The 11,981-nt window shown below is 36.2% G+C and carries 12 protein-coding genes; 9 read left to right on the top strand and 3 right to left on the bottom strand.

The window, feature by feature from the left end:
- Window positions 1-537 precede the first annotated feature (537 nt).
- Genes ACVFVN_RS12410 through ACVFVN_RS12400 form a run of 3 tightly spaced genes read right to left on the bottom strand, consistent with a single transcriptional unit; the run spans window position 538 to window position 4,444 of the window.
- Complete coding sequence (locus ACVFVN_RS12410; RefSeq protein ID WP_123850913.1) at window positions 538-1,545, bottom strand: tyrosine-type recombinase/integrase; 1,008 nt, start codon at window positions 1,543-1,545, stop codon at window positions 538-540.
- Window positions 1,542-2,483 carry a tyrosine-type recombinase/integrase gene (locus tag ACVFVN_RS12405; protein ID WP_164462974.1) on the bottom strand — a complete coding sequence of 314 codons (942 nt, stop codon included), beginning with the start codon at window positions 2,481-2,483 and terminating at the stop codon, window positions 1,542-1,544. The genes ACVFVN_RS12410 and ACVFVN_RS12405 overlap by 4 nt, the downstream gene beginning before the upstream one ends.
- A gap of 2 nt (window positions 2,484-2,485) precedes the next feature.
- A complete protein-coding gene (locus tag ACVFVN_RS12400; protein ID WP_456235501.1) occupies window positions 2,486-4,444 on the bottom strand; it encodes a tyrosine-type recombinase/integrase in 1,959 nt (652 codons plus the stop codon).
- A gap of 194 nt (window positions 4,445-4,638) precedes the next feature.
- Here ACVFVN_RS12400 and ACVFVN_RS12395 point away from each other — a divergent pair, with 194 nt between their 5' ends.
- From ACVFVN_RS12395 to ACVFVN_RS12355, 9 genes are all read left to right on the top strand, one after another.
- Window positions 4,639-4,965 carry an ArsR/SmtB family transcription factor gene (locus ACVFVN_RS12395; RefSeq protein WP_021190660.1) on the top strand — a complete coding sequence of 109 codons (327 nt, stop codon included), beginning with the start codon at window positions 4,639-4,641 and terminating at the stop codon, window positions 4,963-4,965.
- Entirely contained in the window at window positions 4,965-5,534 is a 570-nt protein-coding gene (locus ACVFVN_RS12390; RefSeq protein WP_456235500.1) for a hypothetical protein, read from the top strand. The genes ACVFVN_RS12395 and ACVFVN_RS12390 overlap by 1 nt, the downstream gene beginning before the upstream one ends.
- Before the next feature lie 53 nt (window positions 5,535-5,587).
- Window positions 5,588-6,061, top strand: coding sequence for a DUF6428 family protein (locus ACVFVN_RS12385; RefSeq protein WP_021190662.1), 474 nt, complete (start codon window positions 5,588-5,590; stop codon window positions 6,059-6,061).
- A 55-nt stretch (window positions 6,062-6,116) separates the two neighbouring features.
- Complete coding sequence (locus ACVFVN_RS12380) at window positions 6,117-7,178, top strand: ArsO family NAD(P)H-dependent flavin-containing monooxygenase (protein ID WP_456235499.1); 1,062 nt, start codon at window positions 6,117-6,119, stop codon at window positions 7,176-7,178.
- Between the two features lie 6 nt (window positions 7,179-7,184).
- A complete protein-coding gene (locus ACVFVN_RS12375) occupies window positions 7,185-7,958 on the top strand; it encodes a metallophosphoesterase family protein (protein WP_021190664.1) in 774 nt (257 codons plus the stop codon).
- A gap of 15 nt (window positions 7,959-7,973) precedes the next feature.
- The gene (locus ACVFVN_RS12370; RefSeq protein ID WP_123911674.1) at window positions 7,974-8,585 is read left to right on the top strand and encodes an arsenate-mycothiol transferase ArsC; all 612 of its coding nucleotides are present in this window, start codon (window positions 7,974-7,976) and stop codon (window positions 8,583-8,585) included.
- Window position 8,586: 1 nt separating this feature from the next.
- Complete coding sequence (locus tag ACVFVN_RS12365) at window positions 8,587-9,078, top strand: GNAT family N-acetyltransferase (protein WP_021190665.1); 492 nt, start codon at window positions 8,587-8,589, stop codon at window positions 9,076-9,078.
- 6 nt (window positions 9,079-9,084) lie between these two features.
- The gene (gene arsB, locus ACVFVN_RS12360) at window positions 9,085-10,116 is read left to right on the top strand and encodes an ACR3 family arsenite efflux transporter (protein WP_123911672.1); all 1,032 of its coding nucleotides are present in this window, start codon (window positions 9,085-9,087) and stop codon (window positions 10,114-10,116) included.
- 249 nt (window positions 10,117-10,365) lie between these two features.
- Window positions 10,366-11,901, top strand: a complete 1,536-nt coding sequence (locus ACVFVN_RS12355) for a SulP family inorganic anion transporter (RefSeq protein WP_021190069.1) — start codon at window positions 10,366-10,368, stop codon at window positions 11,899-11,901.
- Window positions 11,902-11,981: the final 80 nt, after the last annotated feature.

Raw genomic sequence — 11,981 nt, 5'->3', positions numbered from 1 at the left:
TTTGTTAGTCATAACTGTATAATGTTTAAAAATAATAAAAAGTTATTGCCAATAAATTTTTTGAGCATTAAGGGCTCAAAATTTATCAGAATAACTTTTTAACTTACACAGTTAGTGGGATACTACCTTTTTCGAGCGAAAAGACAATTACTTCCTTTGGTCGTAAACGTCTTTTCGCATTCTTTTTATTGAAGCAAGAATTTTGATTAAGATTATAAGATGTTCTTTAAATCTTAAACAAAAACCTTACTTGTTTTTAATTTGAACGATATCAAATCGTTCAAATTCATACAGTGTTGTCTTTTCTTCCCACTGCCGTCCAAAGAAAAGTTGACACGAAAAAAGCCCATTGTGAAATGAGCTTTATTAATTAATTGGAATTATTAAATTCAAAACTTAGTTTTCTTTCGTTACCAAAACTATCAGAAATCCATTATGTTGTGTAAGCATTTATGTTAGTGTTCCAGATATTTTATCGTTTAACACTTAATAATAAAAGATAAGGTAATCTGGAACACAACATAATAATTTACCAAATTAAAGATTATTTAAAAAATTCATTAGGTCATCATTATTTTTCCAATGTGTCCTTTTATTGTCCACAGATACTTCGCAGGCACTTAAAGCCTTCGCTTTCATTTCAATATCTATTTCAGCATAAATATTCGTTGTATTGATAGAAACGTGTCCAAGCCATGCCCGAATAGTATTAATATCTACACCAGATTGCAATAGATGCGTTGCTGTAGTATGCCTTATAGTGTGCGGACTGACGTTTTTTTTAGATATGGAAGGGACTTTTAGAGAAGCTCTTTCCGTATATTTTTCAATTACGTTATAAATACCGAAACGGGTCATTGATTGCTTCTGTCTATTAATAAAAAGATTCTCAGAAGGGTCTCTGGCGTTTGAAAGTATTGTTAATTGGTCCACTGTCTCTTGCCAAAGAGGACATCGTCTTTGTTTATTCCCTTTTCCTTTAATTAAGACAGTTGATATCTCGTTTTTTCTTTGAGCAAGACTAAGATTAGAGATAGTCATCTGAGCAACTTCGTTAGCCCTTGCCCCGGTATTATAAAGTAAAAGAATAAGCGCATAATCTCGCTGTCCTTGTTTCGTTTGCTTTTCAGGTTCATCCAGCAGGGCATCCATTTCTGACCGGTCGAGATAGGTTATTGTCTTTTTAGGCCCCTTTTTAATCGGTATAAGTTTTATCATTCTAACCCATTCTATATAATCTATGCAATTTTGGCTGACGAATTTCGCAAAGGAATTAATAGCCGCTAGGCGCTGGTTGCGGGTAGATATGGAACATTTTCTTTCTGTTTCGATATTTGAGAGAAAGTTTTTGATCAAATCAGCATTTAGGTCTTCAATCATCAATTTGTCAATAGATTTATTTCTCAATTTCGAGGCATATGGTATTATCAGCCGCATGGTATCCCTATAACTTGCAAGTGTATTGGGCGAAAGATTTCTATTGTTGATAACATATTCGGTCAAAAATCTCCTGACCCACGTGCTTAGGTATTTTATATTTTTCATAATCGATTTTCATTTGCATAATGATTAAATTTTTTATTCGCCTCTTCAAGCAATTTGTTGGTCATAGAAAGGTATACAGATGTATAGTCCAAACGATGATGCCCCAGGAATGTCGATAATACAGGTAAAAGTATCTGTACGTCTTTCCCCTCTTCATACCAGCTAATTAACCTGTTTGTCGCAAATGTATGCCGAAGATCATAAATCCTAGGCTGATAAACTGCTCCATCAGTCCTCTTAATACCAGCATTTAACCGTATTTTGGAGAAAATAGCATCCAGCAATGACCCTCCAAATGGTTTATTACCCTTCCATACAAACAAATAAGAACCAGAATCTTGTGTGATACCTTTTTCTTTTCGATGCAGAAGATAATGGATAATGATATCTTTAATCTGCTGGTTAAAAGTTACATAACGGGTTTTATAAAATTTTGATTGTTCAATTAGTATTGTTCTTTTACCTAAATCAATATCTTTAAGTTTAATTAAGAGCACTTCTCTTCTTCTCAGTGCCATGGTGTATGCTAAAATTAATATCGTTCGTATCATGACAGGATCTACTTGAGAGGGCCTCTTTTGATAAGTCAAAGCCGAATCAAAAAGACTTTTCAATTCTTTATTACTGTAGATATAAGGAATGTATTTCGCAGGTTTTTGTGGAGAGAAATCAGGCAATGGGATTTCAAAAATGTATCTCTTTAATTTGGCGTAATTAAACAGTCCTTTGATTACAGTCCGTTTCGAAAACCAGCTGTTTGTTATCATTCCTTTTTTTCCAACTAGAAAGACCAGCACCATCTCTGTAGTAACGTCTTTAACATTGATATTGAAGCCCATTTCTCTTGAGAATTGTTTTAACAGATATTTAAGCTGAATAGTACAAGACTCTCCTAATGAATCCCTATATTCAATATAGCTATTTACTAAATCTTGCATTTTCATAGTATTTCCCAGTTAATATCTGCTACCTTATACAGATTGGTTAAATCGACCTTTGAATATATTCTGGTTGTATCATTTTTTTGATGACCTAAATAATCACTGATTTCCTTTAATGAAAAACCTGTATTGATCAAGTAGGTGGCACTTGCATGTCTCAAACAATGAGGACCACAGGATTTTATATTCCAATCCATCGGTTTTAATATCTTATTTATGATTGCGTAAATAGAGCTGTTATTTAACTTCTTGTAAGGTCCAATCTGTGTCAGGAAAACTTCCCTCAAACTTGATTCATTGGGCCGGGCTTCTTTAAGATAATGTATTATGGCATCACCAACAGTTGGGGTTAAGGGGAATAATTGCGGCTTACATCCTTTTGATCTTCTTACGTAGATAATCTCCTTTTGCCAGTCTAAATCATCAAGCTGAAGATATGCTACTTCACTGCTTCGAAGTCCATAAACCGTAAGTAGCTGTAAAATGGCAAAATCTCTTATATTAATAGTTGTTTCAGTTGCGAATTCTGAGACCATCTTCTGGATATTTTCTCTTGTCGGTGCTAATGGCAACAGCTCATGTTCATAGATTCTGGGAGCTCGGATGGATTCAGATAAACCATTCATACACCATCTTTTCTCAGATGCAAAGCAAAGGAAAGATCTCAATACACTTAATTCGTTTTTAATTGTTCTTCTGGAAAGACCGGTCTTCTTACGGTTGCTAATAATTTTTCCAATGATATCTGGCGTAACTTGATCAAAGTGGACACAATGCTCACTGATGAGTTTCAGATAACGCTTTAATATTCCGCGTCTGGATATTATAGTTCTTTCTGATAGACCTTTGATTCTTGATTGAAAATATAAGTATTCGCTCAATTTTTTTGTAAAGGGAATTGAGGGCACTGTATCATCTTCCAAACAATCTAATAAGGACAACCATATTTTAGCAGTATGAATTAAGCTTAGCTTATTCTTATAAGTATAATTTTTTGTTCTGGGATGTATCTTGTCTAATCTTGACCAATTACCAGCCATAACTGTTAATTCAGAAACTTTTACTGTCCGTACCGAATAGAACTTAAGATGAGTCATAATAACCAATAGACTCATTGCTTCATTATAAAGGGTAGAATCTTTTATCCCTTGGTTCTTCCGATAGTGTAAAAACAGCAGCCGTTCTGCCAGTAAAGGGCTTTCTATTTGATGAAATAAAACATGACGTAATTTAAATAACTTTTTCAGTAATATATCATTTTCTTCTGAAGTTGCTTCCACACGGTTCAGAAAGCCCAACCAGTCTAGTCCAATTTTAATAAACAGCTTCTTTCCAAATTGATTAGAACTTGTTTTTGTATTGTATTTTTTACTTAAACCCCATTTTTGGGCAGCCTCAATTAACTCTTTAATAGTAATTATCCTGCCATTTTCCAGATGCAAAAATTCTATTATTCGCAGAAGATAAGATGCTGTAAGCTTTAATTCCAGAGTCCGCTTCTCCTGACTTTGTAAATATTTCAGATATGAGATTCGCTCTCGAAGTAATGGATGGCCTTGATGCCGTTTTAGCGTGCTGGATGTTTTATATAACTCCTGCAGTATTTCATTTCCCTCTTCTATGACAGGTACATCCAGCCAGTTTAGGTACCTTAACCATGATTTAGTGTACATAGAAAAATTTTTTTTTCCAGATTCTGAAAAATTCTTTTTTAAATGGTGAGTAGTTTTCATTTTCCCCCATTTCACAGCAGCCGCCTCAATTTCTTCCACAGTTACCATCCTACGATCCTGCAGACGGAGCAATTCGGTTGCTCTTAATAGATATCCTTCAATTAATTTCAATCTGAATTCTGTAGCATTATTAATCGACAGATAATTCAGATACTCAACTCGCTCTTTCAGTAGTGGAGCGTTTCGATGATGATTTAAATTTCTTTTGAATAATTGTTCTAACATATGTTTCTGTTTTATACCTATTTATTCTAACGTTGAAATACAATTAAAAATTTGAATTTTAAATAGTTACGTATAATAATCAACATTAGTCCTAACCGAAAACAAAGCAAAAAGTCCACATAAAATTTAAATCTGCATCTTTTTTATTTTGTATTTAAAAATAATATCGTAATATTGCAATATAATAATTAATTATGGGAGCAACAAAGACAGATCATTTTACGGACCGCCAAAACCAGATTGCGGTTATTGCTAAAGCATTGGGCCATCCTGCAAGGGTTGCTATTATAGAATATCTGCTAAAAGTCAATACCTGTATCACCGGAGATATTGTCAATGAGCTGCCACTAGCACAGCCTACCGTATCACAGCATTTGAAAGAATTAAAAAATGCGGGATTAATACAAGGGAGCATTGAGGGAACATCTGTATGCTACTGTATTGACGAAAATACATTCAATATATTGAAAGAGTATTTTTCAAAAATAATTTCTACAGTAACCAATCAAAAATGTTGTTAATGATGGAAACTGCTTTCATTATATCTTCGGTATTACTGATCAGCTATTCATTATTGGCAGTATTTGATGGTGTATTTCTGCACATATACAAATATCACCTCTATGAGCATAAAGAAAGCCGGTTTGAACATCTTACCCATACGATAAGAGCCTTTTTATTTACAGGTATTCTTACAACTTTATTTATAAATATTGAAAACAACAACCTTTTTGTAATAGGATGCGTTTTGATCTTTGCGGACATCATTACATTGCTGTTGGATGCTTATGTGGAAAAAGACAGCAGACAATTTATGGGTGGACTACCCCGTTGGGAATATATTATCCATCTTATGGTTAACGGCTTCCACTTTGCGGCTATCGCTGTATTTTTAGTGATCAAACTCAATTTTGATTCTACGGGTTTTACATTAGCGCAGAACTTTCAACATATAGAGAGCTATGACACATTTAGATTTATAGCAATAAATCTACTGCCGGGAGCGATTGTCATAAGCCTCTTACATGTGCTGCTTTACATTCCCAAATTCAGTAAGTATTTTAATAAATTACTGCTAAAGTGCTGTTAAAAAAATTTGTTTGAAATAATCGCAATATTGCATTATAACTATAATATAAACCAATGAAATTATCAGAAATCAAAGAAATCCTTCCAACATTAGACAATGTTGAATTTCAGTTAGAAAACGGAACGTTTGTACCCGAGCATTTCCATGTGACCGAAGTCGGCCAGATTAATAAAAGATTCATTGACTGTGGTGGTGTAATCCGTGATGAAAAGGCAGTGAACTTTCAGCTATGGAACGCCGATGACTTTGAGCATCGTTTAAAGCCTGGAAAACTTTTGAATATTATCAAACTTTCGGAGGACAAATTAGGTATAGAAGATGCTGAGATCGAAGTGGAATATCAAAGTGATACAATTGGAAAATATGATCTGGAGTTCAATGGGAAAACTTTTATATTGAAAAGTAAGACTACTGCCTGTCTTGCACAGGATGCATGCGGCATACCTTCCGAAAAGCAAAAGATAAACCTTTCTGTACTTACAGGTACTGCAAATAATTCGTGTACACCTGGTGGAGGATGCTGCTAATTCGCTGTAGAATGTCGATTGTATCTTTTTTATAAAATGTACTAAAATTAAATCAATGGATGAAATCTTTGATGTTATTGTTATTGGAGGAGGCCAGAGTGCGCTAGCATGTGGATATTATCTGCGGCGGGCAAAACTTAAATATCTTATATTGGATAAACAAGATATTCCGGGTGGTGCCTGGATCCACAGCTGGGATAGCCTGACCCTGTTTTCTCCCTCAGATTACAGCTCCTTACCAGGATGGCTGATGCCAAAATCTGAGCATCAGTTTCCGCTTAGACAAGAAGCAATTGACTACTTGGGTAAGTACGAAGAGCATTATCAACTGAATGTGAGGCGGAGTATTGAAGTTCTTGAAATTAAAAAGGATGGGAATATTTTTAAGATCTACACCCTTCAGGGAGGTTTTAAAGCTAAAACAGTTATTTCGGCAACCGGTACCTGGGGCAATCCGTCTATTCCAAAGCTAGAAGGAATAGAAGATTTTAAGGGACTTCAAATTCATTCAGGAAAGTATAAAAGCCCAAAAGACTTTACGGGGCTGAAAACGCTGGTGGTAGGAGAAGGTAATTCCGGTGCCCAGATTGTCGCAGAGGTCTCAAAAGTTACGGCTGTAAAGTGGTCAACCAAAAAGGAACCTGAATTTTTGCCTGACGAAGTAGACGGATATTATCTGTTTAACGTAGCCTCGGCACGATACAAGGCCGAAAAAGAAGGAAAACCCTTCGATGCAGCGCAATTTAATTTAGGAAATATCGTAATGGTTCCATCTGTTAAAGAGGCCCAACACAGAGGTGTCTTAGTGTCAAGTGGCACATTCGATAAGTTATATGATAAGGGGGTGATTTGGCATAATGGGGACAAAGAGGAATTTGATGCTATTATTTGGTGCACAGGATTCGGTTACGATACTTCTTATCTGAAATCATTGATACACATAGACGAAAAAGGCGTTGCAAAGACCAGTGAAAGTAAATCACTAGAATTGCCCGGATTATGGCTCGTCGGATACGGCAACTGGACCGGTTATGCCTCCGCCACAATCATAGGTGTAAATAGAACAGCAAAACAGACCATACTTGAGATTGAAGAATTTTTAAAAAATAGTAACTAATAAAATATGAAAATTGCATTATTCAGCGATATACACGCCAATTTACCCGCTTTGCAAGCTTTCTTCGAAGATGTAGATAAAAGAGATCCAGATAGTATCTATTGCTTGGGTGACCTGGTAGGTTACAATATATGGCCAAACGAAGTGGTCAATGAGATCCGTAAGCGGAAAATTCCAACCATTGCAGGAAATTACGATTTCGGTATCGGACGTATGAGCAATGAGTGTGGTTGTGCCTATAAGTCAGATAGTGAAAAGGACAATGGCAATATTTCTATCTCCTTTACCAACTCTATCATGAAGGACGATGAACGTGCCTATTTGCGCACGCTCCCTGCACATATCAAAGTTGAGTTTCAATTGAATGAAGATAAGCTCAATTTGCTTTTGGTGCACGGCAGCCCAAGGAAGATCAATGAATATCTTTTTGAAGACCGTGAGGAAAAAAGTATGCTCAGGATCATGGAGCAGGCTGATGCAGATATTATGTGTTTCGGACATACACACAAACCTTATCACCGCATTTTAAATTCTGGATCTGAAGAACAACCTTATTATCGCCATGCGGTCAATATCGGTTCCGTCGGTAAACCTAAGGATAATGATATCCGCGGAGCGTATGTCATGCTGACCATCAATGAAAATAGTTCTATACTGAACAAAGAAAGCATCGGTATCGAGTTTATACGATTTGACTATGACATTGAAAAAGCAGCTAAGGCAGTAGAAGAAAGCCCCCTGCCTAATGAATATGCAGAAAATCTGAGAAGAGGCTATTAATTTTAAATCATAAAAATGAACCATAAACTTATAACAACCATTGAATCCATTTCAACAAATAGTATTTCAGAAGAAAGAAAAACAGTTTTACAGCCATTGGCAGACTATATCCAAACGAAAATAGAAACAGGTCAGACAATACGCTTAAATTTTATCTGTACCCATAATAGTAGGAGAAGCCATTTATCCCAAATCTGGGCGCAAACTATGGCCTATCATTTTGGGATTACTAATGTGTTTTGCTATTCAGGTGGTACTGAGGCAACAGCAATGTTCCCCAAAATTGCAGAAACATTGAGCGATCAGGGGTTTCAGATTCAAAAGCTCAGCGAAACAGAAAATCCTGTCTATGCAATTAAATATGCCGAAAATGAGGCAGCGATTATCTGCTTTTCCAAAGAATATAACAGCGAATTTAATCCTAAAAATGAATTCGGTGCCATCATGACCTGTAACAATGCAGATGAAGGCTGTCCTGTGGTTTTTGGAGCTGAGGCAAGATTCCCGATAAAATACGATGATCCCAAAGCCTCGGACAATAGCCCACAGCAAACAGAGGTGTATGCGGAAAGAAGCTTGCAGATTGCAGCAGAAATGTTTTATGTTTTTTCACTGGTAAACAAATAGCATGGAAATAACAGCGATCGGTAAGGAGCATTATTCAAATATCTCCAGAATATACAAAGAAGGCATTGAAACAGGCCATGCCACTTTTGAAACAACAACCCCAGAGTGGGAAGATTGGGATAAAAGTAAACTAAAACACAGCAGGTTTGCAGCAGTAGTTGATGGTATCATAGTCGGCTGGGCAGCCCTTTCGGCAGTGAGTGACCGATGTGTTTACGGAGGTGTAGCAGAAGTAAGTATTTATGTTTCTAATTCTCATAAAGGAAAAGGCGTCGGAAAGACCTTGATGGCCAGGCTAATTGAAGAAAGCGAAGCTTATGGAATTTGGACGCTTCAAAGCGGAATGTTTCCTGAAAATGAAGCAACAGTAGCGCTTCATCAACGCTTTGGTTTTAGAATAGTCGGTTTCCGTGAGAAAATAGGAAAACTGGGAGACACCTGGCGCGATACGATTATTATGGAAAGAAGAAGTAAAACAATAGGAATAAATTAAAATAATATGCAGCCAAAATTAAAATTTCTCGACAGATACTTAACACTTTGGATATTTCTTGCCATGGCAGTTGGTGTGGGCTTGGGATTCTTATTTCCCGGGACTTCAAAAGTTATGGATTCTCTATCCGTAGGTACAACTAACGTCCCATTAGCTATTGGACTAATATTAATGATGTACCCTCCACTCGCTAAAGTTGACTATTCTCTTTTACCTACTGCTTTTAGGGATAAAAAAGTAATCAGTATATCATTATTATTAAATTGGGTGATAGGACCTATTTTAATGTTTGTTCTTGCCATTTTGTTTTTAAGAGATGAGCCGGACTATATGATCGGATTAATTCTTATTGGTTTGGCCAGATGTATTGCAATGGTGATTGTATGGAATGATCTCGCTAAAGGAAACCGAGAATATGCAGCCTTATTAGTCGCCTTAAACAGTATCTTTCAGGTGTTTACCTATAGCTTCTTTGTATGGTTATTTATCAATGTACTGCCTGGTAAATTAGGACTAGCCAACTTCAATGTCAGTGTTTCAATGAAGGACGTCACAGAAAGTGTTCTTATCTATTTGGGTATTCCTTTTCTGGCAGGCTTCCTAAGCCGATATATCTTAGTTAAATCAAAAGGTATAGAATGGTACAATAGAAAATTTGTACCCACAATATCACCTATAACATTGTACGCTTTATTATTTACGATCGTCTTAATGTTCAGCTTAAAAGGTGAAAAAATCGTGGAGCTTCCAATGGATGTGGTAAAAGTAGCTATTCCACTGGTCATCTATTTTGTCCTTATGTTTTTTGTAAGCTTTTTTATCAATAAATCAATGAAGGTACCATACGATAAAAACGCATCCATTGCATTTACGGCCACTGGAAACAATTTTGAACTGGCAATTGCGGTAGCCATCGCAGTATTCGGTATCAACTCTCCGCAAGCTTTTGTAGGTGTAATTGGCCCGTTGGTGGAAGTACCGGTACTCATACTATTGGTAAGAGCCAGTTTATGGTTGAAAAAAAGATATTACAGTTAGACCGTTTCAAAAAAAGCAAATTTATAGTGAATAGACTTAATTAATAAGTCTATTTTTTTTTATATTTGCAATCTATTATGAAATTATTCAGTACTACATCTTCCCAAGTTACACCGCCTTAATTTAACAGGCTAATAATTCATCCTATATCCAAAAGCTTTTTTTGGATAGTTTTTCTTATACTTTCAAAAATCAATTTTAAATCATTATTCCATAATCTACTATGGGATCAACATACAATTTATATCTATGGAAAACACTTTCTTAAGTTTTCAATCATTACGAAACGTAAATATTAAAAATGAAATTTTAGCTGGATTAACCGTTGCGATGACCATGATACCTGAGTCATTGTCATTTGCGATTTTAGCAGGATTATCTCCATTAACAGGACTTTATGCAGCTTTTTTAATGGGAATTGTCACTGCCATTTTGGGTGGTAGACCTGGAATGGTTTCCGGTGGCGCGGGTGCTACTGTGGTTGTTCTTATAGCTCTGGCTTCCGCTCATGGTGTTGAATATCTTTTTGCAGCAGTTGCTTTAGCAGGAATTATTCAACTATTAGTCGGGGTGCTGAAACTCGGTAAGTTTGTAAGATTGATACCACAACCCGTGATGTATGGTTTCTTAAATGGTCTTGCGGTGATTATTTTTATGGCTCAGGTTGCCCAATTTAAGGTGTTAGAAAATGGAGTAAGCTCTTGGATGGAAGGTTCAGCACTTGCTATAATGGCTGGATTGACCATGCTTACTATTGCTATCGTTTTGATTTTCCCAAAGATTACAAAGGCAATACCTTCATCGCTGGTTGCCATCATCGTTGTTTTTGGTCTGGTGTATTTCTTAAACATAGATACCAAGAAAGTGATAGATATTGCATCGGTGAGTGGTTCCCTACCGTCTTTTCACATTCCAAATATTCCGTTTACCATAGAAACTTTAAAAATCATCTTTCCATACGCCGCGATTATGGCCGGAGTGGGACTTATTGAATCTTTATTGACTTTAAATATGGTAGACGAGATTACCAATACAAAAGGACGTTCCAATAAAGAAGCCTGCGCACAAGGTATAGCCAACATTACCAATGGCTTTTTTGGAGGTATGGGAGGCTGTGCTATGGTAGCCCAAACCTTGGTAAATATCGATGCCGGAGCAAGAACCAGAATCTCTGCAATTATCGGAGCGGTTACTATTTTGATTATAATTCTGGCAGGTGGGCCGATTATTGAACAGATCCCGATGGCTGCTTTAGTTGGTGTTATGATGATGGTGGCAATAGGCACTTTTGAATGGGTTTCATTCCGTATTATAACCAAAATGCCTAAATCAGATATTTTTGTGGGTATGCTTGTAGCAATAATTACTGTTTTACTTCATAATCTTGCCTTAGCAGTACTAATTGGTGTTATTATATCCGCTTTGGTTTTTGCCTGGGATAATGCAAAAAGAATCAGGGCTAAAAAATCGATTGATGAAATGGGTAATAAAGTGTATGAAATTTACGGTCCCCTTTTCTTTGGGAGCACGACAGCTTTTTCAGAGAAATTTGATGCGCAGGGTGATCCGGAAAAAATAATTATTGATTTCAAAGAATCCCGTATCGTTGATATGTCTGCCATTGAAGCACTGAAAAAAGTGACCGAAAAATATACAGCTAATAATAAAGAAGTTGTTCTAAAGCACCTCAGCCCAGATTGTATACAACTTCTGGATAATGCCAGTGGCTTTATTGAAGTGAACCTTCATGAAGATCCTACCTATAAGGTAATGCCGGAAAAATAAGATAAAGACCAATAGTTTAAGCCATAATTAATAGCAAAAAAAAACATCAGTTGTTTTTTTTTGCTATTGAACATCTTCGT

It is taken from the genome of Soonwooa purpurea, from assembly GCF_053891095.1.
The sequence above is the reverse complement of the archived record's forward strand: the minus strand, read 5'-3'. Positions and strand labels throughout refer to the sequence as shown.

Coding starts and splice junctions, on each gene's coding strand:
- ACVFVN_RS12410 (WP_123850913.1), bottom strand. CDS start 1,545: ATGAAAAATATAAAATACCTAAGCACGTGGGTCAGGAGATTTTTGACC.
- ACVFVN_RS12405 (WP_164462974.1), bottom strand. CDS start 2,483: ATGCAAGATTTAGTAAATAGCTATATTGAATATAGGGATTCATTAGGA.
- ACVFVN_RS12400 (WP_456235501.1), bottom strand. CDS start 4,444: ATGTTAGAACAATTATTCAAAAGAAATTTAAATCATCATCGAAACGCT.
- ACVFVN_RS12395 (WP_021190660.1), top strand. CDS start 4,639: ATGGGAGCAACAAAGACAGATCATTTTACGGACCGCCAAAACCAGATT.
- ACVFVN_RS12390 (WP_456235500.1), top strand. CDS start 4,965: ATGATGGAAACTGCTTTCATTATATCTTCGGTATTACTGATCAGCTAT.
- ACVFVN_RS12385 (WP_021190662.1), top strand. CDS start 5,588: ATGAAATTATCAGAAATCAAAGAAATCCTTCCAACATTAGACAATGTT.
- ACVFVN_RS12380 (WP_456235499.1), top strand. CDS start 6,117: ATGGATGAAATCTTTGATGTTATTGTTATTGGAGGAGGCCAGAGTGCG.
- ACVFVN_RS12375 (WP_021190664.1), top strand. CDS start 7,185: ATGAAAATTGCATTATTCAGCGATATACACGCCAATTTACCCGCTTTG.
- ACVFVN_RS12370 (WP_123911674.1), top strand. CDS start 7,974: ATGAACCATAAACTTATAACAACCATTGAATCCATTTCAACAAATAGT.
- ACVFVN_RS12365 (WP_021190665.1), top strand. CDS start 8,587: ATGGAAATAACAGCGATCGGTAAGGAGCATTATTCAAATATCTCCAGA.
- arsB (WP_123911672.1), top strand. CDS start 9,085: ATGCAGCCAAAATTAAAATTTCTCGACAGATACTTAACACTTTGGATA.
- ACVFVN_RS12355 (WP_021190069.1), top strand. CDS start 10,366: ATGGAAAACACTTTCTTAAGTTTTCAATCATTACGAAACGTAAATATT.